Annotated in this window: 19 protein-coding genes; 13 read left to right on the top strand and 6 right to left on the bottom strand. The window is 52.5% G+C overall.

Going from position 1 to position 22,722, the window contains the following annotated elements:
* Positions 1–2 precede the first annotated feature (2 nt).
* The 9 genes from JFY74_17525 to JFY74_17485 are packed head-to-tail and all read left to right on the top strand — an operon-like array spanning position 3 to position 9,403.
* Positions 3–1,931 carry a DegT/DnrJ/EryC1/StrS family aminotransferase gene (locus JFY74_17525; protein QQG27851.1) on the top strand — a complete coding sequence of 643 codons (1,929 nt, stop codon included), beginning with the start codon at positions 3–5 and terminating at the stop codon, positions 1,929–1,931.
* A complete protein-coding gene (locus JFY74_17520) occupies positions 1,928–3,268 on the top strand; it encodes an FAD-dependent monooxygenase (protein QQG27850.1) in 1,341 nt (446 codons plus the stop codon). Before JFY74_17525 ends, JFY74_17520 begins: the two co-directional genes overlap by 4 nt.
* An 11-nt stretch (positions 3,269–3,279) precedes the next feature.
* Positions 3,280–3,933, top strand: a complete 654-nt coding sequence (locus JFY74_17515; GenBank protein ID QQG27849.1) for an HAD family hydrolase — start codon at positions 3,280–3,282, stop codon at positions 3,931–3,933.
* Between the two features lie 27 nt (positions 3,934–3,960).
* Positions 3,961–5,088 (top strand): fatty acid desaturase, encoded by a 1,128-nt coding sequence (locus JFY74_17510; protein QQG27848.1) that lies wholly within the window; start codon positions 3,961–3,963, stop codon positions 5,086–5,088.
* On the top strand, positions 5,081–5,986 hold the full coding sequence (mtnP, locus tag JFY74_17505; protein ID QQG27847.1) for an S-methyl-5'-thioadenosine phosphorylase: 906 nt from the start codon (positions 5,081–5,083) through the stop codon (positions 5,984–5,986). The genes JFY74_17510 and mtnP overlap by 8 nt, the downstream gene beginning before the upstream one ends.
* Positions 5,987–6,014: 28 nt before the next feature.
* A complete protein-coding gene (locus JFY74_17500) occupies positions 6,015–6,680 on the top strand; it encodes an HAD-IA family hydrolase (GenBank protein QQG27846.1) in 666 nt (221 codons plus the stop codon).
* Between the two features lie 15 nt (positions 6,681–6,695).
* Complete coding sequence (locus JFY74_17495) at positions 6,696–7,601, top strand: substrate-binding domain-containing protein (GenBank protein ID QQG27845.1); 906 nt, start codon at positions 6,696–6,698, stop codon at positions 7,599–7,601.
* Entirely contained in the window at positions 7,598–8,203 is a 606-nt protein-coding gene (locus JFY74_17490; protein ID QQG27844.1) for an NUDIX domain-containing protein, read from the top strand. Before JFY74_17495 ends, JFY74_17490 begins: the two co-directional genes overlap by 4 nt.
* Before the next feature lie 24 nt (positions 8,204–8,227).
* Positions 8,228–9,403 (top strand): MFS transporter, encoded by a 1,176-nt coding sequence (locus JFY74_17485; protein QQG27843.1) that lies wholly within the window; start codon positions 8,228–8,230, stop codon positions 9,401–9,403.
* 91 nt (positions 9,404–9,494) lie between these two features.
* Here JFY74_17485 and JFY74_17480 read toward each other — a convergent pair whose 3' ends face one another.
* The 3 genes from JFY74_17480 to JFY74_17470 all read right to left on the bottom strand — a co-directional run bounded on the left by JFY74_17480 (position 9,495) and on the right by JFY74_17470 (position 13,216).
* Positions 9,495–10,535, bottom strand: a complete 1,041-nt coding sequence (locus JFY74_17480; protein ID QQG27842.1) for a LacI family DNA-binding transcriptional regulator — start codon at positions 10,533–10,535, stop codon at positions 9,495–9,497.
* A 326-nt stretch (positions 10,536–10,861) separates the two neighbouring features.
* Positions 10,862–12,103, bottom strand: coding sequence for a hypothetical protein (locus JFY74_17475; protein ID QQG27841.1), 1,242 nt, complete (start codon positions 12,101–12,103; stop codon positions 10,862–10,864).
* Positions 12,104–12,118: 15 nt separating this feature from the next.
* The gene (locus JFY74_17470; protein ID QQG27840.1) at positions 12,119–13,216 is read right to left on the bottom strand and encodes a hypothetical protein; all 1,098 of its coding nucleotides are present in this window, start codon (positions 13,214–13,216) and stop codon (positions 12,119–12,121) included.
* A 408-nt stretch (positions 13,217–13,624) separates the two neighbouring features.
* On the opposite strand from JFY74_17470, the gene JFY74_17465 reads away from it, so the two are divergent.
* A complete protein-coding gene (locus JFY74_17465; protein QQG27839.1) occupies positions 13,625–14,089 on the top strand; it encodes a GNAT family N-acetyltransferase in 465 nt (154 codons plus the stop codon).
* Positions 14,090–14,142: 53 nt separating this feature from the next.
* On the opposite strand, the gene JFY74_17460 is transcribed toward JFY74_17465, so the two are convergent.
* On the bottom strand, positions 14,143–15,798 hold the full coding sequence (locus JFY74_17460) for an MCP four helix bundle domain-containing protein (GenBank protein ID QQG27838.1): 1,656 nt from the start codon (positions 15,796–15,798) through the stop codon (positions 14,143–14,145).
* 732 nt (positions 15,799–16,530) lie between these two features.
* Between JFY74_17460 and aas the strand changes: the two genes are divergently transcribed.
* The 3 genes from aas to JFY74_17445 are packed head-to-tail and all read left to right on the top strand — an operon-like array spanning position 16,531 to position 20,424.
* Positions 16,531–18,702: a bifunctional acyl-ACP--phospholipid O-acyltransferase/long-chain-fatty-acid--ACP ligase gene (gene aas, locus JFY74_17455; GenBank protein ID QQG27837.1), complete on the top strand. Its 2,172-nt coding sequence runs from the start codon at positions 16,531–16,533 to the stop codon at positions 18,700–18,702.
* The gene (gene lplT, locus JFY74_17450; GenBank protein ID QQG27836.1) at positions 18,699–19,928 is read left to right on the top strand and encodes a lysophospholipid transporter LplT; all 1,230 of its coding nucleotides are present in this window, start codon (positions 18,699–18,701) and stop codon (positions 19,926–19,928) included. Before aas ends, lplT begins: the two co-directional genes overlap by 4 nt.
* 40 nt (positions 19,929–19,968) lie before the next feature.
* Positions 19,969–20,424, top strand: coding sequence for a GNAT family N-acetyltransferase (locus JFY74_17445; GenBank protein ID QQG27835.1), 456 nt, complete (start codon positions 19,969–19,971; stop codon positions 20,422–20,424).
* 192 nt (positions 20,425–20,616) lie between these two features.
* On the opposite strand, the gene JFY74_17440 is transcribed toward JFY74_17445, so the two are convergent.
* Positions 20,617–21,558 carry an Ig-like domain-containing protein gene (locus JFY74_17440; GenBank protein ID QQG27834.1) on the bottom strand — a complete coding sequence of 314 codons (942 nt, stop codon included), beginning with the start codon at positions 21,556–21,558 and terminating at the stop codon, positions 20,617–20,619.
* Positions 21,559–21,775: 217 nt separating this feature from the next.
* A complete protein-coding gene (locus JFY74_17435; protein QQG27833.1) occupies positions 21,776–22,720 on the bottom strand; it encodes an Ig-like domain-containing protein in 945 nt (314 codons plus the stop codon).
* Positions 22,721–22,722 lie beyond the last annotated feature (2 nt).

Raw genomic sequence — 22,722 nt, 5'->3', positions numbered from 1 at the left:
TAATGGACGACGCGATCTTTGCAAACGATTTCAATGATCCTGTACAAGCCAGAAAGCGTGAACTGGATGCCGTTATTGCCGTGGCGGCGGGGAATATGGAGACCTCCCTTGCCACGGTCGCGTGCTTCGAATCCGAGTTGGCCGACTGGGCTGGGTTTGCTGCATGTGTAGGGACGTCGTCTGATACCGGAGGCGTCAGCGTGATGCTCGGTGCTCTCGATTTCCGGCCCGGTGATGAGGTTATCGTGGGGCCGGATGTCCCGGTATGGGTCACGTCGCCTTTGGTTCATGCAGGGTTGACACCCGTGGCCGTGAACGATGAATGCGCACAGTTGGCATCGTTCGAGCAGCATGTCAGTGAGAGAACCAGAGCGGTGCTTGTTTCTTCCTCTTTTCTGTATCGTCAGGACATCACCCACGTTATTGAGATGAGCCGCGCGAGGCAACTTGTCACGATTGTTGAGTTAACCGCGTCTATTGACACGATGCTCGGCCATCGGCAGATCGCTGAGGGGTTCGACATCGGGCTTTTGTCCTTGCGAGAAGGGCTTTCCACGATTTCCACCGGCGAAGGGGGAGCCGTGCTTTTTCGCCATCGTGAATGGGGGCGCCGAGCGAAAAGTTACTCTCAATTCTCCGATCTTGATGGGATAAATGTCGGCGTTAACCACAAGATAAGTGGTATTCAATGTGCTGTCGGGCGGCTGCGTTTACAGGCGCTGATGTCAAGGAATACGGCGCATCGCGCGGCAGGCTACCGAGTTGATCCTGATAGCCAACCCCCAGCCAGCCAGTCGCTATCTCCCTCTGTGACCGCAGGGGCTGACGCCCACGCAATCAAAGACAGCTTTTATCCCGTCGGAATCCGCGAAGAAGCGTTTGTGCTGGCCGCATTGAACAGTGGCATCGGGGGACGATCCGAGACCGTTCACCAATACGAACAGCAGCTAAAAACGCATTTTAATGCTGAGCATGCTATTGCCACGTCATCAGGATATGGTTCGCTTGTTGTCGCGTTGTCTGCCTTTGGCCTCAAACCGGGAGACAAGGTACTGTTAACGCCGACATGCCCCCTGTGTACGGTGTATGCCCTCACGTTTATGAGACTTGAACCCGTATTTTGCGATATCAGCCCGGACGACTTCACTATCGATCTGGATATGGCTGGGCGCATGATCGACGACAAAACCAGAGCGATTATCGATATCCCGATGTGGGGATATCCGGTTGATGCGAAGAGGGTGGCCGCGTTTGCGCGTGCGAACGGTTTGTACTACCTGCTTGATATCGCATTAGCGCACAAGGCCAGATTAGATGGAGAATTCCTCTGGAAATACGCCGATATGGCGACGTTTTCCACGCACCACAGCAAAACGCTGGTCACTGGCGAGGGAGGGGCAGTTCTGACTGATAATGACGAGCTGGCGCTGAAAGCACAACAGTTCACGCACGGTGATTTCACCGCATCCCACAATCCGGTATTGAATTTCTCTCTGAGCGGTTTACAGGCCGCGCTGGGGCTGGCACGTCTCAATCGACTGGAGCAGGATGTGCAGCATCGTCTGTCTACCATGCAGGCAGTGGGCACGTCGCTGACCAACCCCTATCTCGAACTGTTACCCGTCATTTCCGGTGGCGAGCCCGCTGGCACCAAACTGATCGTGCGAGCGCTGACGGGCAACAATAGCCCTTTACTTGAACACCAGTCCCGTGCCGGTATCCCCTCAGACATCGCCCTGTATAACTGTAAGGCATTGTACCAGTACCCCGTTTTACGTGATAAAGCCACGCCGTGTCCGAATGCCGAGCGGATGTTGGCGAGTATCACGACCTTACCTGTTCACCCGGATATCCGACAGGCTGACATCGCGGTTATCGCAGCGGTACTCAATCGCTTTCAGCCTGAGCATACGGAGGAGGTTCTGTCATGACGACATTAAAAAACGTTACAGGCAAGGCTATCGTCATTGGCGCCAGCATCGCTGGCTGTCTGGTCGCCCGTTCGCTTTCCAAGCACTTCAAGGACGTTGTGCTGCTCGATTTGGATACGTTTAGTGATGAACCTTGCTCGCGTCGGACGGTGCCGCAGGAACATCATGTGCACCTGTTATTAAATCGCGGCGTCCAGATTATCGAGAATTTCTATCCCGGTTTTAAGAACGAACTGCTGCACCTCGGGGCCGAAGAGATCGATCTGTCTCATGGCGTGAAATGCTATGCCGGCGTGGGCTGGAAACAGCGCTGGCCTACTGGTATTACCGCGCACTATTGTTCAAGAACGCTACTTGAGCATGTTCTGCGACAATCGGCCAGACGCGTACCGAATATCAAGATTAAGGGTGGCTATCGGGTTAAACACCTTATTCATGATGACGGAACCGTTCGAGGGCTTGTCGCGAGCGTTGGGCAAGTGGAGGAAACGCTGGAAGCCGATCTGGTGGTGGATGCCTCTGGCAGAAACTCAAAGGCTTCGGCGTGGCTGAAGCAGCTAGGTTACGGTGAGGTTCAGCGCGAAGAGGTCGAGAATCAGCTTGGCTATGTGTCGCGCGTCTATAAAAAAGACACAATGCGTCAGACCGGCTGGAAAGTGCTGCTCGTGACGCCCAATCTGCCGACAAAACGCAGTATGGGCGTTATCAGCCCCATTGAGGGAGACAAATATATCGTCACCGCCGGAGGCTGGTTCGGCGCATCGCCCAAGCCTAATGAGCATGACTTTATGCGATTCCTTGCCGAGCTTCCGGTGCCTGACATCTATGATGAGGTCAGCAAGCTGGAACCGCTGAGTGAGTTTCATCAGTTCAAGATGCCGTGCAGCCTGAGACGCCGCTACGACCTGATGCCGTCATGGCCTGATGGCTTTTTGGTTGTGGGAGATGCGCTATGCAGCATAAACCCTATCTATAGTCAGGGGATGAGTGTTTCAGCCCTGCAAGCCGAAGCGCTGGACGGCGCCCTGCCTGAATATCTCCGACGCACGATCTCGGCCAAGCAGGTGCTGAATGTGCAAGTGGTGGCGACGGAAATCTCCTGGCAACAGGCGAAAAAAAGCGATGAAAGCCTGAGCCAGCAGACAACAGCAACCTCCCTGAAAAACAAGCTGAAAGAGAGGTATATCAGCCTGGTTCACGCTGCGTCGTTCCACAATCGGGATGTGGCGATTGCCACCCTCAAGATCGCCAACCTGCTAGAAGTACAACGCACGCTCTATCGCTTCCCCATAGTCAAAGCCTCATTATCCAGCGTCATTGCCCGAGCCATACGATAAGGAATAGCACGATGAAAGATAGCACTGCGATTAAACACGTTATTTTCGACTGGAATGGCACGCTGGTCGATGATTTGGCGCTGGCGGTGAAGGGGCTGAACGCGGTGAGGGAGTTGCAAATGTTGCCCCCTCTCGATGCAAAGCGATATCGCGAGCATTTTGGGTTCCCGATCCAATCATTCTATCAGGCGGTCGGGATCGACTGCGAGAGCGGGCGATTCGACGATTTGATCCACGCGTATCTGCGCATTTTCAATAGCGAAATCAACCAGTGCCCCCTCCATCAGGGGGCGGTCGATATTATCAGTGCGCTGCGGCGTACCGGCGTGAGCATCTCTGTCCTGTCTGCCAGCCAGCACGACACATTGCAGAATAATCTTGCCAGCGCAGGCATCGACCACCTTGTCGATCATGTGTTTGGCCTGACAAACACCCAGGCTAAAGGGAAACAGGGAATTGCTCAGACGCTGGATACGGTACTTGGAAATCCGGGAAGCGGTGCCCTGATGATTGGTGATACCGACCATGATATCGATGTTGCACATGCCTGCGGCTGGCAGATGGCCTCTGTTTCACACGGCCATCAGACGCACGAACGGTTACGCGCTATCCACCCGTTTGTGTTCGGGGATCTGTCAGCGGTATACCAGGCCTATTTTCGCTAATTTCGCCAATGACATGGAGGGTTTCACATGCTAAGCCAAGATCGTGTTTTCGAGGTGATGGGGATTCTGATTGCCTTGAGCCTGTTTTTACGGCTGGCGATCAAGCTTTATTACCGCGACGGTGAGCGGATCCTGCCGAAGTTCAAGCTGCGTCCCGGTAATAAAGATGAGATTAGCTACTACAAGCGATTCGATACGGTATTCGCGCCACTGCCGTTTATCTACTGCTGGCTGGAGATTTTTGCCGCCGTACTGTTCTTCCGTTGGACGGACTATAACGTGCTGTCTGGTGCGTTATTAGTGGTAGTGACCTCGGGGCGGATGAGGGCGCTACAAGAGCTTGGCCACAATGCCCTGCACGTGGCACTGTGCCCCTCGAAGAGGCTACAGTGGTTTCTGTCTAACACGTTTTTCCAGTTCCCGACGCTGAAAAGGGATATGGATTCGCGCTTTATTACGCACGTTATCGAGCATCATCCTAATGCGGACGTTCCAGGTAAAGATCCGAATCTGCGGCGGGTCATTGCCGCAGGCATGGTGCCCGGCATCAGCCGTGGTCAGTTCATTAAAGCCTTGTTCTATCCGATCAGCCTTAAAGGTCTGGCTAATAACATCAAGGGTAATTTCCGCGATGTGTTCCGAGAAAATACCTCGAAGCAGACCGCACTGCTGCGCGCCATCGTGACGATAAGCGTGGTAGCGCTGTATCTGTGGGTGGGCGGCGTTGCGGCATTGATTGTCGGGTGGGTGATTCCTGTTTTCTCCATTTATCCGCTGTTTTCGTGGTGGTCTCTGCTCTCTAAACACCGCTGGCACACGCCCTATACCCCAACTCGCTATCGGCTTGCCCATGATTATGAACATGGCCGCGCCACGGATTTTTCCGGTATGTTCGGCGCGATTCAGCGATACCTGATATTTCCGATGTCCGACGCCTATCATTTGGCACACCACATTTATCCAACCGTTCGCTATCAATATATGCCCGCCGTGGACTGGGCGCTGAAAGTCAATGAACCGCGGTACACGCAGTACATCGCGAAGGGAATGATCTTTGGTTCAGGAGGGCAACCTGCTGCGCTATCTGAGCTATACCACCGGCTCGTCAATACGGCTTCGCCACTAAACAGGGAAAGAGGAACGATTAATGACTGATCAACGAACGACTACGCCACCCCGTATTGGAATCATCTGTGGCAGCGGTATGGATTCCCTGTCGATCATTGAGGCGCCTGAGCGCATCAACGTCACGACTTCTTTTGGCGACCCTTCCGGCATCATCACGCTAGGCGAGATAGCTGGGATTCCGGTAGCGATCGTTAATCGTCATGGCATTGGCCACAGGCTGCTGCCCTCGGAAATTAACGTCAGAGCTAACATTGCCGCGCTCAAGGCGCTGGGGGTTTCGCAGGTGATCTCGTTTAGCGCCGTCGGCAGCCTGGTCGAAGAAGCCCCTCCCGGTGCGTTTGTCGCGATCGATCAATATATCGATCGGACATATCGCCGCGTGAATACCTTTTTCGGTTCAGGGGTTGTGGCGCATGTTCCCTTTGGGAAGCCGGTTTGCACGGATAACCATTCGCTGCTGGTTGACGCACTGGATGAACTCTCCATTCCACATCTGGCAAAGGGGCTGTATGTCGTGATGGAAGGACCGCACTTTTCAACCAAAGCGGAATCCACATTCCATCGCCAAATGGGGGGGACGGTTATTGGCATGACCGCGATGCCAGAGCCAAAGCTCTGCCGCGAAGCGGAGCTTTGCTACAACATGGTCGCGATGGTGACCGATTACGATTGCTGGCATGCCTCCCATGAGGCGGTGAATGCTGCCATGGTCAGCGAGCAGATGGCCGACAATATTAAGAAAGCCGAGTCTCTGTTATCCGTCATCGTGCCAAAACTTGCGCAGCGTGAATCGCTATGCCGTGATCACTGCCAACACGCGTTAGATGGTGCCATCATGACGGATTTCAGTCTGATCACGCCCGAAGCCATTAGCCGTTTTTCACCGTTACTTGACCGTGTTATCCGGGACGATATGTCGTCCTGAAATCGTTGTTTCGCTGGGAGAGATTGGAATGAAAACTACCGCAGGATTGTTGTTTGATCTGGATGGAACATTGCTCGACACAGACCGGCTGCATCTGGCCGCGTTTAATGAACTCCTGGCCGACTTTGGTCAGTCCGTCACGATCGACTATTACAACGAAAAAATCATGGGCGCGCCGATGGATCACATCACACGCGATCTTTTCCCCAATTTACCGCCCGAGCGCCGGTATGAACTGGGAGAGCGTAAAGAAGCGCTGTTCAGGAAGCAGCTTACGGGGCCGCTGGAAGGCCGGGCGGGCGTGGCTGAACTCTTCGAGTGGGCGCAGGACAGAAACATTGGGATTGCCGTGGTGACTAACGCGCCACGTGAAAGCGCCATCATGATGTTGAAGGGGCTACATTTACTGGAGTCCGTCGATCATCTGCTCATTGGCGCGGAGCTGCCGCGTAGCAAACCCGATCCTTATCCTTACGCGGAAGCGATGCGACTGCTGGGCGTTGGGCGTGAAAACGCATTAGCGTTTGAGGATTCCGGTCCCGGGATTCAGTCTGCGGCGGCGGCGGGGGTATTTACCTTTGGTATGACGGGCGCGCTGGATGAAGCGGCGTTGCTGGAGTATGGCGCATCAGCGGCGATCCCTGATTTCAAAGACGACAAGCTGACGCTCATGCTCAGCAAGCTTAGCGCGTGAGGTAAAGGAACTAACATGACCTCCACTCTCATTCATGCTCCAACGGGCGACGGCTCAAAGGCCACACTCAAGGCCTACAGCTCTTTTGAACCCTATGAGCTTGCCGATTATCTGCGTGCTCTTGCGCATCATATGCCTGATGTGGCGATCCACATTGAAAGAATGTCTACAGCCGCCCTGACGGCAAGGCTGGCGCAGGAGCAGCATGCTCCTCAGGTGGATATGATTCTGGGGTGGGCGGATACCGCCTCGCGAACCCTCGATTTAAGTGGTGTGCTATTTGCTCCGGGCGCTGACGCCGATGGATATATGCGCATCACCGGATTTTCAACCGCGATCGTCGTCGATCCCGCTGTCCTTTCCGAAACGGGGGGGAATATCGCATCCTGGGTCGATCTTGCCCAACCTGCGCTTCTGGGGAAAATTGCATTTCCCAACCCGGCCGTATCGGGCGCTGGGTTTCTGGCTCTGGCGACGATTCTGCAATTTTACGGTGAACCCGAAGGCTGGGCGATCCTCTCTGGTATTTATCGCAATGCGCGCATTAGGCCGCCTTCCGCATGGGAACCCGCCCGGTTGACCGGAGAAGGACATATCGCGGCGGGCGTGACGGTAAAAATAGCGGCCTCAAACCGGCAACGGGAATGTCCCACGCTGCAACTCGTTGAACCGCAAGATGCGATAGGTATTGAATCTGAAGTTTTTGCGGGCTTTACCACGACCTGTCACCGTCCACTGGTCACTCAGGCACTTCAATGGCTCAGGTCAGAAGAGGCAACAGCCCTTTACGCAAGCTATAACAAAGTTATTCTCGGAAAACCGGATAGCCGGCTATTTGTTATTGATGCCGAAAACGCGGTAGAAAACCGAACCCGCTGGTTATCCCAGCTTGAATCCATTGCAAACGGTCATCACCTATGAAAAATACGACTTATGCACCCTCTGCCACGAAAGCGGTTATCAATGACAGCTGGGTATTAGCCAATGATTGGGGAAAGCTCACCAAATACGACATCACTTACACACGCTCAAACGGAACGGAACAGCGTCTGGTTCGTGAAGCCTATGATCGTGGTCACGGCGCTACCATTGCGCTCTACAACCCGGATGCGCGTACGGTCATTCTCACCAGTCAGTTTCGCCTACCCGCTTTTCTGCTGGGTCATCATTATGAGCTGATCGAAGCGTGTGCTGGCCTGTTGGATGAACGCGACCCAGTACAGGCCATCAGAAAAGAAGCGGAGGAGGAAACAGGATATAAGCTCAATGAGGTCACCAAAATTGGTGAAATATTCATGAGCCCCGGATCTGTTACCGAGCGTCTACACTTCTTTATTGCGCCGTTTACGCACGAGATGCGAATCAATGAAGGCGGTGGTATCGCTGAAGAGGGCGAAGATATCAAGGTAATGGAAATCCCGATTAAAGATGCGCTCAGCATGATTGATGACGGCCAGATTATTGATGCCAAAACCATTATTTTGCTCCAGCACTTGGTTATTAAAAATCTTTGTAAGCCGTAATTCTCCCTTAAAGGAAATGAATAGATGACGGAACAGAGCCAGGGTAAACCACAATTTAAACGCGACTATTACACGTTCTATTTATATATGTTGTCGGTGGTGTGCGGCTTTCATCAGGCCGTACCTGGCTCTATCACCCCTTTCCTACGTGATGAATTACAGCTGTCCAGAATCGTGATTGGCTTGCACTTTAGCCTCTACGCCATTGGTATGTTCGCGACAGGCTTTATCGTTACCTACTGTTCAAAAAGGGTATCGCCAAAGCGTATCCTGCTCACCAGCTCGTTTGCGGTGACGATTGCGGTTGCCGTTTTTTCCCTGCCAATGCCTTCATCGGCAACGCTGGGCATGTCGCTGGTGTTAGGGCTGGCGGGGGGGGCCATGCAAATTGCCATTCAGGAATCACTGGCTCGTCATCATGGTGAAAACAGCGGGGTTGCCATCACGGAAGGATGTATTTTTGCCGCCATTGGGGTCTTTGCCGGACCGGTCTTTGTCAGCCTTGCGGTGGAGTCAGGCTGGGGATGGCGGATCGCGATGTTCGTGCCCATCATCGCGCTGCTACCTCTTCTCTTTATTGCGCCCGGAAATCTATCGCGGGTGCCTGTCAATATCGCCACCTCAACTGGCAATCCTGCGGATAGTTCCCCCCGTCTGCCGTTGGTAGCGTTCCTGATGTTCGGCATGATTTTCCTCGGCATTTCAGCAGAGTGGGGTATCGGTTTTTGGGGCGCCCAGTTTCTGGAAGAGCAGTTATCCGTAACGGTTGCGACCAGTGTGGGGATGATGTCTGCCTACTTCGGCGGCACGATTGTCGGGCGGATTGCGGTGAGCCGCCTGCTGCTGCGCTATGAAATCAACACGCTGCTGATCGGGGTAATCATCGTTGGTGGAATCGGTTTGGTTATTCTGTGGCGGGTTCCTCATATCACCGTCGCGTTGGTGAGCCTGGCGATTTTAGGGGCCTGTCTGGGGAATTTTTTCCCGCTGATATTATCGGTTGCGACGCAGCAACCACCGCAGTTTCTGTCAAAAATCGCGGCGGGAGCAACTCAGTCGGTAGGGCTAGCGCTCTTACTCGCGCCCTTGTTACTTGGCAATGTAGGCGAAAGTATTGGGCTGGTTGGTGCTATCGGATTATTGACCGTGATTCCACCCGTGATGCTGGTGGCCTACCTGCTGTCACGTAAACTGTCTTAACGAAACTACGGGAGCACGACGCTATCTGGACGTATTCCTGCTGCGCCCCTTGCTTCAAGGTTGCCGGGCCTGTTCGGGGAGCAGATCGATATCAGCGGGAATTGCGGGAATGACTGGCGCTGCGTGAATAGAACGGACCCTTCTGTACCGATTCGCGTAGCTTAAGTTCGCCAGTAAAAGGTTGTAGTGGTTTGACATCTTTGCCTGCAAGCAGATCCAGCACTTGCGTAATCGCGGTGGCAGCCATCTCTTCAATCGGCATGTAAACGGTGGAAAGTGAAGGGTGCAGGTAGGTTGCGCAGGGTTCATCGTCAAAGCCGAAGACGGAGACATCCTGCGGTAATCTTTTCCCTGCTTCATACAGCGCTTTCATTGCGCCAATCGCCATGTGATCGTTGCTGGCAAACAGCGCGCTAAAGCTGACACCGCTTTTCAGCAACTGGCGTGTAGCCTGATAGCCGCTGGCTACCATGCTGGTTCCATATGCCACTCGGCGTGGATCAAACTCGATCTGATGGGTGGTTAATGCCTGCTGATAGCCTGCGAGCCGCGCCAGTGCCGTCGGCGTTTGCATAGGGGCGGTGATGCAGGCGATCTCTCGGTGGCCCTGTTCGATTAGGTAATTCACCACGTCAAACGCGGCCTGCTGCTGACGGAAGAAAATACAGCGTTCCCGCGCCTGCGGTAGATCGCGATTCATCACGATCATCGGAATGGTCAGCGTGTCGAGCAGCGTCATGAGGTCCGTTTCGGACATATAGCGGGTATAGAGGATAATGGCGTCGCATTGTCTGTCAGACAGAAGCTGCACTGCACGCTGCTCATCCTCCGGCGTATCGTGCCCATCGGTCACGATGAGGTGTTTACCGTGGCTTTCCGCGATATCCGTAGCACGGCGCAGCAGGCGGCCAAAGTAGGGGCCGTCAAAATTGGAAATAACGAGGCCAATGCTGTTTGAAGTACGACGAGCCAGCGAACGCGCCAGAAAATTAGGGCGGTAACCTAGCTCGTCCATTGCCCGAAATACCGCATCGCGTGTTGTCTGTTTGACCTGACCCGTGCCGTTTAGCACTCGGGAGACAGTCGCTTTAGACACGCCTGCACGTCTTGCCACCTCAAGCATGGTTTTCATCGCTGCACCTTAATTGAGTATAATGACGGGCTGAAGCGCCTATCCATCCCTGTTACGAACATCATGCGACATGTTACCACAGGCATATTGTTGGATTTAACGCCTGATGTTCGTTTCTCAATCAGGTTTTTGTCAGTTTTGTGATATCGCCATTTCGCGTCGTGAGGCAAACTCTTCGGTTAGCTCCCAGCATTGCAGTCATTCGGTGATTCTTCGATAAAGCCCCTGCCAGCATAGCAGCAGGGGGCATTGAGATACTTCATTATCTAACTTCTGTAACATTCAGGCATTTGCTATTTGCAATCTATCCCGCACTGCTTCCAGCCTTATGCAAAGGGGTTTAATCGATTCGCGAGATCCCGTTCATAATCACTCACGCTGATATAGGGTTGTAATGTCAGCACTGTCGCATAGGTGTTGTATTTTGCCAACAGGGAATGACAGTTGCTCAATGTTTGGTTATCGATACCAACAAGTAGTATCAAACTCGGTAGCATGGAAGTATAGGCCGCGACATTCCAGGTGATTGCTTCGTTTAGCGAGTCATTCCATTTTTCAAAGTCGTTTTGAGTACCAGCATGCCCGCCGATTTGCAGGATCGTGACATCTTCACTACTGTGGCTACTTCCACTGGACGATTTGTGTCCGCTGGCATTGTTATAGGCAGCTCCTCCGCCGATACCATCGAAAGCCATTTTGAAGCTTGCCCCAAACTCTGAACTATCACTATCCGCTTCGCTACGTTTACTCACCGCTGTCGTTTTGGTGGCATAGAGCACTCCGCCCAGCGTGTATTTAATCGGTATGTACCAACCAAATTCATTCAGGACGTTGACCAGATTTGCATAGCCATCAATAGAACGCTCATGGCCTTTCACTGCTTGCTGAACTGCCAGTACAAAGTTTTTGTCAGCAATTAATTTCTTGTCATCGATTGATAAATCAATTTTTCGGGACAGGAAACGTTGGGTCATAAAGGTATTTGTCTGGCTGCTTGATTCGGAATGCTCTTGCGCATATTTATAGTTTGTTTCGCCACCGCCCCAAGGCGTGGTTAGCGATATCGAACCAGATTGTACTCCACTACGCTCCATCGTATGTGTTACTTCAGTAAAAGTGTATGATTGCTGGAGTTCAGTCAGCACATAGGGATCATTTGCCTCTGGCATATAGGTGTCTGCCAGTTGGTAAAGATTCTTGAACGTCTTTGAAAAACCTTTCTGATCAACCGTTAAGCCGCGATAAATTTGAATATTTTTGAAGAGAGCAAGTTTATCGGCCTTACTCATTCGATTGTAACGCTGTACGCCATCATCACCGCCAATATCTCCGGCTGTGCCAATATTCAAGATATCACTATCACCCAGTAAGCTTTCAAGCTTAATTAATATTTCAGCACTTCTATCTATTTCACTGTTTTTAAATATAAATGCGTCTTGATCGTCCATAAATGAATGGGGAGGGTTCGTCAGAGACGCTCGTGTTTCTTTTAGCATGTCTTCAGTATCAAGGCTAAATGAGCGGCTATCACCGTCTGAACGTTGTACTTTGATCAATTTATTGGTCATTTTAAGCTCCAGGTATTAATTCCAGACCTTTGGATTAGGGGCGTTGATTTGATCGATGACTTTTACCGCGTCGTCATGGCTTTTGAATACGAAGAAGTAAATTACGACCTCGCCAATTGCCCCCCCAGGGTTGTCGCTTATATTGGAGATCGTGCCAAATTGTTGACTTGATGGGTCTCCTTGACGCGCGGTTCCTGGCTCTAACGAGTCACCAGGAAGAATTTCTGCTGACGCAAGCTGGCGGTCTGAGACATTGCTGAATTGAACATTAGCCTTAGCCATAAAATTAACCAAACTGCTGCTTTCCTCTAGCATTGTTACGCTGGGCGGTTGTGAATGGCTTGAATAGGTCTTTCCATTCTTTTTGTATGAAGTGACGGGCCATGTTTTTATACTGATACGTTGATAATCAACAGATTGTCCGCTGGGTATATTCATAGAACTCGTTGAGTCAATAACGATCTGATTGGCTTTTGATTGATATCGGCGCATGGAAACCTGGGCCGTTGAATCTGGGGAATCACCGAGTACAAGATAGAGCGTATCGACAATGTTATCGCCTTTATCTGGTTTGATACTGTAGGCAAACCCAGCGGCACCCCATGAGCTGATATTGATCTTAATGACGCTTCCTTTTTCACATACGACAACGTTGTCGTAAATGCCAACCACATTCTGACTGGTGGGATGAACATGCTTCATCATCATTGGTTGAAATTTGTCAGCATTTTTCTGTTTTGCTGATTCGTCTTCATTATTTAGAGAAATTTTGCAGCCCATATTTCGATCAAAGAACCAATTTACCCCAATGCCCATCAGGTCGGGATGGTGCCCTTTGTTGATATTGGTGAGGTACAACTGTTGTCCTGGACCGAGCAACATTTTGATCGGAACGAGTGATTCGGTATTTTTTGCGAGTATAGAATCGCTATAATTATCAGTATCAGTCGTGCTATAGATGAAGAAACGCCAGGCCTCTTTATCGGTATCGCTTCCACCAATATAGTTTTTTTCGACTAATAGTTTTCTTACTTCGGTAGCCATGGAATTTTCATCTATCTGAAAATTTTCACTTACCAGTTCTTTGTACACCATTGTTCTTTGTAATGCCATGAGTCTATCTCCAATAAAAATAACTCACTGATAGATAATAAGTGATGATTAAATGCTTTTTTTAGATGTAGCGGACTCTTGGTACTCTTTTTTGTTTACTCCTCCTTTATTATGTTATTTTGCTTATTGTTATTTTATTGAATTATTAGTTTGTTTTTTATTTTGCAATTAAAGAGTGGTTGATTAAAATATGTTAGTCTCTTTTTTGTTATTATTCATGGGAAAATATGTTTTTAAAATTGATTGTCGTGAAAATAATTTCTCATTAATTATATTCTTTGTTATACGCATAAAGCGTCAACGGAGGGAAAAGAGCCACGTTGCACCGTATATACATCTTGAAGTAGGATGAGGTAAATTTATTAGGTATCTTTGTGTTGATTGCTATCAGCGTATGTAGGTAAATGCATGGCAAAGATTGTTTATCTGGCGGATCATCCTCAGCATCAAGAGCAGGTGATTGACTGGATATGGCAGGCGTTCGGCAGCCAGAACAGCCGTGAATTCTTTGCCAGCGTGGTGCGTAATAGCCTGAACCCGGCGGCGTTACCGCTGACGTTTATCGCGCTGGAGGGCGAGCGTCTAGTCGGGACGGTAGGGCTTTGGCGCTGCGATTTAATCAGCCGGCAGGATTTGACGCCCTGGCTGGCATCGCTGTACGTGGAAGAAAGCCAGCGTGACAAAGGGCTGGGCATCGCACTGCAACAGCACGTACTGGATTTCTGCCGCCGTCAGGGTTTTGACAATCTCTATTTGTTCGCCACGTTTAGCGGCTATTACGAAAAACACGGCTGGCGTTATATCGGCGATGGGCTGGACTACCCAGACAAAGCTGTGCGGCTGTATCACCAGTCGCTGTCGGCTGCCTCTTAGTTTGCATAGAAACATGACTAAGAGACAGCAGACGGGGAGAAGTATCGCGGGTATCAGAACGATGTCCAATCCCCGTCACCCGTTGAGGCACCACGCTTACTCGGTGCTGCCAGAGCAGGTTTAAGGGGGAACGATGGGGTCACCGTTGGCGTACGAGCAATCTGATGGTTGTTACTTAAGCGAAACTGGCTGACCGTTTCAGCCAACTGTGCGGCCTGCTGCTGTAGAGACTGCGTCGCGGCCGAGGCCTCGTTCACCAGCGATGCATTCTGCTGGGTCGTCACTTCCATCTGGTTCACCGCAACGTTCACCTGCTCAATGCCCATCGTCTGTTCATTGCTGGCAGAGCTGATTTCCCCGACTAAATCGCTGACCTGACGCACGCCGTTGACGATCTCCTGTATCGACGCGCCGGCTTGTACCACCAATCGGTTGCCCGCTTCCACGGTTTGGACAGAGCGATCGATCAACTCCTTGATCTCTCTTGCAGCGGAGGCACTGCGCTGTGCCAGACTGCGTACTTCACCGGCGACTACGGCGAAACCGCGACCTTGCTCGCCCGCTCGCGCGGCTTCTACTGCAGCATTCAGTGCCAGAATGTTGGTCTGGAACGCAATGCTGTCGATGACGCCGATGATATCGACAATCTTTTTCGATGACGCGTCGATCGCCCCCATCGTTTCCACCACTTCAGTCACTAACTGCCCGCCCGACTGTGCTTGCTGTGTAGTCGATTGTGCTAACTGGTTGGCCTGACGCGCGTTATCGGCATTCTGCCTGACCGTCGAGCTTAACTGTTCAATCGATGCTGCGGTTTCCTGTAGCGCACTGGCCTGCTCTTCCGTGCGGCTGGAAAGGTCGATATTGCCTGCGGCGAGCTGTGAGGAAGCACCTGCGATAGATTCAGACCCTTGGCGAACTTCACCAACGATAGAACGCAGACGCACGGTCATATCTTGCAGAGCGTGCAACAGCTGGGCTGCTTCATCACGTCCTTCAGGCTGCACGTTATGCGTTAGATCGCCCGCTGCGACGGCCTGCGTTGCTCGGACGGCACGCGCCAGAGGCTGCACAATACTGCGGGTGAGTACCCAGGCGATCAAGACGCCGATGATGGCGCTCAGCACGCCCGTGATAGCAAGGATGAGATTGCCACGGCTTGCGCCAGCGTTAATGTCTTGTCCCATTTGGTCGATGCTGGCGCGCTGGTGAGCGCGCAGAGCTTCGACGCTTGCCAGATAGCCATTGGAAGCGGGCACGAACTCGTTGTCGAAGAGTGTTCTGGCGCGATCGAAATTACCCACACCTTTTTCCGCGATAATCTCATCGCGTTTTTTGATGTAGGCCTGACGGTATTCGCCGACTCTGTCGAATAGGGCTTTTTCTTCTGCAGTGGAAATCAGGCTGGAAAATTGCGCCTGCAGATTGCTATTTTCTTGAGTCGCACGGGTGTTTTCGGCAGCAAACAGCTCAACCAGCGAGTCGTCATTGCTGCGTGCAATCGCCACACCGCGTTGGATACCCGCGATGAGTGTGGCATGCCAGTCCGATACCAGTCGTTCTTTGCGGAGCGGCTCTTGCATCATCTGTTGTGTATTGCTAGCCAATTGATTAAGTTGATAAATGCCGCAGGTCAACATAACCAGAGCAAGAGCAACAAGTAGACCAAAGCCGCCAGATAACCGAGTCCCTATTTTGTAGTTCTTCATTGTGCGTTACACATCCGTTGTTGGGTTTTTATTAAATTTGCCATCTGTATCATGCAGATCTGATTATCTTACTCTATTTCCCGATGAATACGGCCTGTGATTGGTAAATGGCGTTGAAGGTGCCAAGGGGAAAATCGTGGCGTTGATGAGTGAGAGGGCGTTTGCCTTACATGATTCGCTAGAATTTTACAGTTGGTTGCACTTATAGAATAACTCTTTCGATTCACCGCTGGTGCAGGTGGGTCGCTATCCTTAGAGTAACAAGTCCCAGAGGTATTGATTGGTGATATATCGATGTGCTCTGTACATTGAAATCATTTGATTACACCAACCTACGCGGATGCGTAGGTTTTTTTTTGCCTGAATTTCCCGCTTTCGTTATCTCCAGCCATTTTAATGCGATGTGAATGCTGTGCCGTCGGCAATACTCGGCTCCTCTCTGAGCCTCACCCTGAGGGGCCGCCGCAAGCAGCGTTCAAATTGGTTAAATTAATTTGTCCTTACTCATCCCAGTCACTTGCCTGAGTAAGCTCCTGGGGATTAATGAGCCTCATAAATGAAGCTCACCCTTCGGGACAGCGCTAGCGCTGTTCAAATCGGTTAGAACCGATTTGTCGTGCGGTTGCCGCCTTCACGCAACTCGAATTATTTAGGGTATAGTATTTTTACGTATCGCTTGGTGGTTTTTGCGCTTCAGCAAGCTGCCCGTTTATCTGTCTATTGGGAGAAGGCATGATTCATACCCTGTTACGTTGGGTGTTCCAGCGTCTGTACCGCATCCGGATCGAGGGCGACAGCAGCCAGTTTCAGCAATCTAAATTGCTCATCACCCCCAATCACGTCTCGTTCCTTGATGGCGTTTTGCTGGCGTTATTTTTACCGATAAAACCCGTCTTTGCCGTGTATTCTTCCATTTCCGATCGCTGGTTTATGCGCTGGCTGAAGCCTTATATCGATTTCGTGCCGTTAGATCCCACCAAGCCGCTGGCGATCAAGGGGCTGATCAAGGTGATCGAACGCGGTCAGCCCGTCGTGGTTTTCCCAGAAGGGCGCATCAGCGTCACCGGATCGCTGATGAAGATTTACAGCGGCGCGGCGTTTGTCGCGGCGAAATCCGGTGCAACGATTATCCCTGTACGCATTGATGGCGCAGAGTTCACGCCGTTTGGTCGTCTGGCAGGCGTCTTTAAACGCCGCTGCCTCCCGCAGATTACGATCACCTATTTGCCTCCGACTACATTGCCGATGCCGGAAGCCAGCAGTGCCAGAGAACGCCGCGCACTGGCCGGTGAGCATTTGCACCAGATTATGATGAAGGCGCGGATGGATACGCGCCCGCAGCACACGCTGTATCAGGCCTTTCTGGCGGCGAGAACCCGTTATGGACGGCGCTCCCCCAGCATTGCGGATATCTCCTTCAACGAAGACAGCTATCAGGGATTACTGAAAAAATCGCTGGGCGTGTCGCGCATTTTGCAGCGCTTCACCCGCGCCGATGAACATGTCGGCATGCTGTTGCCCAATGCGACCATCACCGCCGCATCCATCCTGGGCGCATCGCTGCGTAACCGTATTCCTGCCATGCTGAACTACACCGCGGGTGCGAAAGGGCTACAAAGCGCGATGAAAGCGGCGGGGATCAAAACCATCGTCACGTCTCGCCAGTTTCTTGAAAAGGGCAAGCTGACGGATTTGCCGAAGCAGGTTAGCGAGGCCAACTGGGTCTATCTGGAAGATTTGAAAGACACCGTGACGCTTACCGATAAGCTGTGGATCCTGTTTCATTTGCTGTTTCCTGCCCGCGCGATGCTGCCGCAGAAACCTGACGATGCGGCTATCGTGCTGTTTACCTCCGGCTCCGAGGGGAATCCAAAAGGCGTAGTGCATTCCCATGACAGCCTGCTGGCGAACGTTGAGCAGATTCGTACGGTGGCGGATTTCACGCCGCGCGACCGCTTTATGTCCGCGCTGCCGCTGTTCCATGCGTTTGGCCTGACGGTGGGGCTGTTAACGCCGCTAATGACGGGCGCTCGCGTGTTTCTCTACCCCAGCCCGCTGCATTATCGCATTGTGCCGGAGTTGGTTTATGACCAGAACTGCACCGTGCTGTTTGGAACGTCAACGTTCTTAGGCAACTACGCGCGCTTTGCCCATCCGTATGATTTTGCTCGTCTGCGCTATGTGGTTGCGGGGGCAGAAAAGCTGTCTGAAACCACGTGTCAGGTTTGGCAGGACAAATTTGGTATCCGCATTTTGGAAGGATACGGCGTGACCGAATGCGCGCCGGTGGTGGCGATCAACGTGCCGATGGCAACGAAAATCCATTCCGTCGGCAAGCTGTTGCCGGAAATCGAATCGCGTTTGATTACGGTGCCGGGCATCACGCGCGGTGGCCGTCTGCAACTGCGCGGGCCGAATATCATGAAAGGCTATCTGCGGGTGGAAAACCCCGGCGTGCTTGAAGCGCCGGCGGCAGAAAACGCACAGGGCGAGTTGCAGCAGGGCTGGTATGACACGGGCGATATTGTCGAACTGGATGAAAGAGGCTTCTGCACCATCATCGGCCGCGTGAAGCGCTTTGCCAAACTGGCGGGGGAGATGGTGTCGCTGGAAAGCGTGGAACAGCTGGCGGTGAAGATATCGCCGGAAGCGCAGCATGCGGCTAGTGCGAAAAGCGACAGCAGCAAAGGCGAAGCGCTGGTGCTGTTTACGACGGACAACCAGATAACCCGTGACGCATTGCTTGCACAGGCACGCAGCAGCGGTGTACCGGAGCTGGCGGTGCCGCGCGATATTCGCTATGTGAAAGCCTTACCGCTACTCGGCAGCGGCAAGCCTGACTTTGTCACGCTGCGCCACATGGCCGAAGAGTCCGTAACTAACGCATCGGAGCCGAATGCATGAGTCAACAGACTGAACCCGCGACGCCTTTGCTGTCGCGCAGTATGAGCGCGGTGATTATCGCGCAATTCTTCTCCGCGTTTGGCGATAACGCGCTGCTGTTTGCCACGCTAGCGCTGATCAAACAGTTGGTGTATCCCGACTGGAGCCAGCCATTCTTGCAGATGGGGTTTGTTGCCGCGTACATCATTCTGGCACCGTTTGTCGGGCAAATTGCGGACAGCTTCTCCAAAGGGCAGGTGATGATGTTCGCCAATACCTTGAAGCTGGCGGGGGCGCTGCTGATTTGCGTGGGCGGGAATCCGTTTCTGGGATACACGTTGGTGGGGATTGGCGCTGCCGCTTATTCACCGGCGAAATACGGCATTCTGGGGGAGATCACGCGCGGCGACCAGTTGGTCAAAGCGAATGGTCTGATGGAAGCCTCGACGATTGCGGCGATCCTGACCGGTTCCGTCGCTGGCGGCGTGCTGGCGGACTGGAACATTTACGGGGCGCTGTCGGTTTGTGCGGTGGCTTACGGCATAGCGCTGGGGGCGAACATGCTGATTCCTCGTCTCAACGCGGCGCGACCAGGGCAGCCGTGGCATCCGGTGCAGATGGCGAGCAGCTTCTTTTCTGCCTGTCGGGTGCTGTGGCGCGATGGCGATGCCCGACTCTCTCTGATTGGCACCAGTATGTTCTGGGGCGCGGGCGTGACGCTGCGCTTTCTGCTGGTGCTGTGGGTGCCGCATGCGCTCGGCATCACCGACAATGCAACGCCAACGCTGCTTAACGCGATGGTCGCTGTAGGCATTGTGGTGGGGGCTGGGGCGGCCGCTAAGCTGGTAACACTCGATAGCGTACGGCGCTGCCTGCCTGCGGGGTTCCTCATCGGCGTGGTAGTGGTGATTTTCACGCTTCAGCATAATCTCATGAGCGCCTACTCGCTGCTGATTCTGCTGGGGGCGCTGGGTGGGTTCTTTATTGTCCCGCTGAATGCGCTGTTGCAGGAGCGTGGGAAAGCCAGCGTCGGGGCGGGGAATGCGATCGCCGTACAGAATTTGGGTGAGAACGGCGCTATGCTGTTAATGCTGGGGCTCTACTCTCTGGTGGTGAAACTGGGTGTGTCGGTCATCACCATCGGGATTGGCTTTGGTGCATTGTTTGCGCTGGCAATTGCGCTGCTGTGGACATGGCTGATTCTGGCTAAGCGCCGCGATCGTTCCGTCGGCGTAGGTAAAGAATAAACGTATCGTGTAATGAATACATTGTGTAATGGGGAAAGGTATGAGTTTGATATGGCATGACTGGGATGTGGCAGACCTTAACGTGTATTCACTGCATGACATATTGGCGCTGCGCAATCAGGTATTCGTGGTCGAGCAAACCTGTCCCTATTTGGATATTGATGGCCGCGATCTGGTGGACGGTAATCGCCATATTACGGCGTACCGTGACGGCAAGCTGGCCGCATGCGCTCGGTTGCTTGCTCCCCATCCGAACAACGATGTGGTGACGATTGGACGCGTGATTGTCGCGCCGCATGCCCGCGGGCAACATCTGGGGCACCAGTTGATGGAACACACGCTGATTGCCTGCGCACGCCACTGGCCGAAAAAGCATCTTTTCCTGTCCGCGCAGGCTCACCTGCAAGCGTTCTACGGCGTGTTTGGCTTTGTGACGACCGGCGAGGAATATGACGAAGACGGCATTCCGCATATTGATATGCTGTCGGCGTTTTGATGTACAGATTTTAAGCTAACCATAGGGCCAGTAAGCGTTAACCGATTGAGCAATATAAAAAATCCGTAATCCCTGACAGATTACGGATTTTTTAACTTTTCCAGCGTTAAGCCATGTCTTAAGTCAGAGGTATCACGGCCAATGTTGAAAGACTGACTATTTCACTTAATGCTGAATTTGATTTATTCCTCATCATGCTAAGTTATCGTCTTCCCAGCAGGGTGAAATAAAGGACACTGTCACATCTTTTCCCGCATCTTCTGCGTTTTTGCTCACTTTTGCTGTTACAGCCATAGCGCCATCTTCCTGGCTTGACAACTTTGATACTGCCTGCCCTTTGTTGTCAGTTTTGGCCTGTGTCAGAGTGAGTGTGCCACCGGAGGCTGTGAAGTTGACCTCTATATCTGATATAAGATGGCCATTGTCGTCTTTTACGGTAGCTACAAGGGTGCTGCTTCGGGTATCAAAGGATGAAATGACCTCTGTGGGAAGAGCATCGAGCGAGGTGACAATAGCGGTGATTTGACTGTCGGTAAAAGTCACCGCTTTACTTTTCCCTATATCATTGGTCCCCGCTTTTGCTGTCACGGTAATATCACCCATGTTTGCACTGGTTAGCCTGACGCTGGCCTGCCCACTAGCATTGGTCGTGACCGTTTTATGATTGAGACTGCCGCCAGTGGTGGTAAAGCTGACGCTGAGGCCTGATGCAAAATGTCCGTAACTATCCTTCACGATGGCGGTAAAGATGATGGGGGTGCGGTTGTCTGCTGGCGCAATCTCTGGATTGGCCGTCAGCGTGTTTACCTTGGCCGTGGCTGCATCGGCGATGAAGGCCACCGTTGCGCTTTTGCCAGCATCAGCCGTGCTGCCGTTCACTTTGGCAGTGACGGTGATATTGCCAACATTTAAGCTGGTCAGCGAAACCGTGGCCTCTCCGTTAGCGTTGGTGGTGGTCGTTTGCTGGCTGAGCGTGCCGCTGGTGTTGGTAAAGCTGACAGTGCTATTCGCGACCGGATGGTCGTTACTATTCTTCACGGTAGCAGTAAAGACGACAGGCGTGAAGTTATCTGCCAGTGCGGTTGTGGTATTCGCCGTCAGGCTGGTGACAGCGTCAGTGATAGCATCGATCATAATGTTCTCCATTCTTGTGGGAAGGGTGGTATCACCGCAGGGCGGCTAGCGAGATGGTAGCGGTCTGCTCGTGCTGGTGATATCTGATTTATGGCTGAGCGTGCTATAGATAGTGGCAACGTTGGCATTGATGCTGGATACAGGTAGCTATGACCGTCCTGTACGGTGGTGGTGAAAGTTGCGGGGATGAGGTTATCTGCCTCCGCCGTTTTAGGGACTACTCTGGAGCGGGGATGGGTCTGTCGATGTCTGGAATAAAGGTCACCATTGTATTTTTTCCGGTATCATTTGCGTTGTTGTTCACTTTAGCCGTAACGATGGCATTGCCAGCTGTGCCGCCGCTAAGATTGACGATGGCCTGTCCGTTAGCCTTAGTGGTGGCTATTTTCGGGCTGATGTTTCCGAGTGTTGTGGTAAAACGGACGTCTACATTCGGCACAAGATGGCCGAGATTGTCTTCCACTGTTGCGGTTATAGGGATGGGTCTGAAGTTGGCCGTTGTAGATCCGTCTGATGGCTTGATGTCGGTAACGGTGGCGGTGGTGACATCGGCAATAAAGGATACCGTTGCGCTTTTATCGGCGTTAGCTGGGCTGTTTTGCGCTTTTGCTGTCACGGTAATATCACCCATTTTTTCACTGGTTAGCCTGACGCTGGCCTGCCCACTAGCATTGGTCGTGACCGTTTTATGATTGAGACTGCCGCCAGTGGTGGTAAAGCTGACGCTGAGGCCTGATGCAAAATGTCCGTAACTATCCTTCACGATGGCGGTAAAGATGATGGGGGTGCGGTTGTCTGCTGGCGCAATCTCTGGATTGGCCGTCAGCGTGTTTACCTTGGCCGTGGCTGCATCGGCGATGAAGGCCACCGTTGCGCTTTTGCCAGCATCAGCCGTGCTGCCGTTCACTTTGGCAGTGACGGTGATATTGCCAACATTTAAGCTGGTCAGCGAAACCGTGGCCTCTCCGTTAGCGTTGGTGGTGGTCGTTTGCTGGCTGAGCGTGCCGCTGGTGTTGGTAAAGCTGACAGTGCTATTCGCGACCGGATGGTCGTTACTATTCTTCACGGTAGCAGTAAAGACGACAGGCGTGAAGTTATCTGCCAGTGCGGTTGTGGTATTCGCCGTCAGGCTGGTGACAGCGTCAGTGATAGCATCGATCATAA

It is taken from the genome of Pectobacterium carotovorum (assembly GCA_016415585.1).
Lineage (GTDB): Bacteria > Pseudomonadota > Gammaproteobacteria > Enterobacterales > Enterobacteriaceae > Pectobacterium > Pectobacterium carotovorum_K.
The sequence above is the reverse complement of the archived record's forward strand: the minus strand, read 5'-3'. Positions and strand labels throughout refer to the sequence as shown.

Excerpts from the sequence above, each read along its gene's own strand:
- JFY74_17480 (QQG27842.1), bottom strand. The coding sequence starts at position 10,535 with ATGAAAACCATGCTTGAGGTGGCAAGACGTGCAGGCGTGTCTAAAGCG.
- JFY74_17510 (QQG27848.1), top strand. The coding sequence starts at position 3,961 with ATGCTAAGCCAAGATCGTGTTTTCGAGGTGATGGGGATTCTGATTGCC.
- JFY74_17495 (QQG27845.1), top strand. The coding sequence starts at position 6,696 with ATGACCTCCACTCTCATTCATGCTCCAACGGGCGACGGCTCAAAGGCC.
- JFY74_17515 (QQG27849.1), top strand. The coding sequence starts at position 3,280 with ATGAAAGATAGCACTGCGATTAAACACGTTATTTTCGACTGGAATGGC.
- lplT (QQG27836.1), top strand. The coding sequence starts at position 18,699 with ATGAGTCAACAGACTGAACCCGCGACGCCTTTGCTGTCGCGCAGTATG.
- JFY74_17440 (QQG27834.1), bottom strand. The coding sequence starts at position 21,558 with ATGATCGATGCTATCACTGACGCTGTCACCAGCCTGACGGCGAATACC.
- aas (QQG27837.1), top strand. The coding sequence starts at position 16,531 with ATGATTCATACCCTGTTACGTTGGGTGTTCCAGCGTCTGTACCGCATC.
- JFY74_17485 (QQG27843.1), top strand. The coding sequence starts at position 8,228 with ATGACGGAACAGAGCCAGGGTAAACCACAATTTAAACGCGACTATTAC.
- JFY74_17470 (QQG27840.1), bottom strand. The coding sequence starts at position 13,216 with ATGGCATTACAAAGAACAATGGTGTACAAAGAACTGGTAAGTGAAAAT.
- JFY74_17445 (QQG27835.1), top strand. The coding sequence starts at position 19,969 with ATGAGTTTGATATGGCATGACTGGGATGTGGCAGACCTTAACGTGTAT.
- JFY74_17525 (QQG27851.1), top strand. The coding sequence starts at position 3 with ATGGACGACGCGATCTTTGCAAACGATTTCAATGATCCTGTACAAGCC.
- JFY74_17520 (QQG27850.1), top strand. The coding sequence starts at position 1,928 with ATGACGACATTAAAAAACGTTACAGGCAAGGCTATCGTCATTGGCGCC.
- JFY74_17475 (QQG27841.1), bottom strand. The coding sequence starts at position 12,103 with ATGACCAATAAATTGATCAAAGTACAACGTTCAGACGGTGATAGCCGC.
- JFY74_17435 (QQG27833.1), bottom strand. The coding sequence starts at position 22,720 with ATGATCGATGCTATCACTGACGCTGTCACCAGCCTGACGGCGAATACC.
- JFY74_17490 (QQG27844.1), top strand. The coding sequence starts at position 7,598 with ATGAAAAATACGACTTATGCACCCTCTGCCACGAAAGCGGTTATCAAT.
- mtnP (QQG27847.1), top strand. The coding sequence starts at position 5,081 with ATGACTGATCAACGAACGACTACGCCACCCCGTATTGGAATCATCTGT.
- JFY74_17500 (QQG27846.1), top strand. The coding sequence starts at position 6,015 with ATGAAAACTACCGCAGGATTGTTGTTTGATCTGGATGGAACATTGCTC.
- JFY74_17460 (QQG27838.1), bottom strand. The coding sequence starts at position 15,798 with ATGAAGAACTACAAAATAGGGACTCGGTTATCTGGCGGCTTTGGTCTA.
- JFY74_17465 (QQG27839.1), top strand. The coding sequence starts at position 13,625 with ATGGCAAAGATTGTTTATCTGGCGGATCATCCTCAGCATCAAGAGCAG.